The following is a 445-nucleotide window of genomic DNA, read 5'->3' as shown; positions in this document are numbered from 1 at the left end:
TTGCCAATCCGGTATGTGGAAAATGAATGGAGGAGGCGCACCTACCTGCAAGGCATATACGATACCTGGATATTCGGCCAACGACGTAACAACGTATGCCTGCCCCGCGGGCTATACAAAGATCGGGTGGGATACTTACGGGCAGGGATGGCGGTCCAGTAGCTCCTCTGGGATTATCATTGGCAGTAACGACTACTCGACAATTTTTTGCTGTCAATTCTAACCATTTTGCCAATTCGGGGTGTGGCGCGGCGGCAACGGAACACAATCCCTCGTAGGTGGATACGGCGGCTACGCAAGTTGCAGGCGGATTTACGAACTAAACAACAACCCTGTTTATTGCGAGCAAGGTGAAACAGCCGCGGGAATCTACATAACCACCGAGGGCGGAGGGCAGTCGGCTAACTTGTTGTGCTGTAGTTAGAGGTCCTCTTTGCCAATCCGG

Annotated in this window: 1 pseudogene; it reads left to right on the top strand. The window is 52.6% G+C overall.

Annotated features, from left to right (window positions below):
- Positions 1-223 (top strand): annotated as a pseudogene (locus tag LT948_RS33070) (shufflon system plasmid conjugative transfer pilus tip adhesin PilV); the annotation flags it as partial.
- Positions 224-445 lie beyond the last annotated feature (222 nt).

The sequence above is a fragment of the Pseudomonas sp. CP-1 genome (assembly GCF_021213715.1).
GTDB classification, from domain to species: Bacteria; Pseudomonadota; Gammaproteobacteria; order Pseudomonadales; family Pseudomonadaceae; genus Pseudomonas; species Pseudomonas aeruginosa.
Note: the sequence above shows the minus strand (reverse complement) of the source record. Positions and strands in the feature narration are given on the sequence as shown.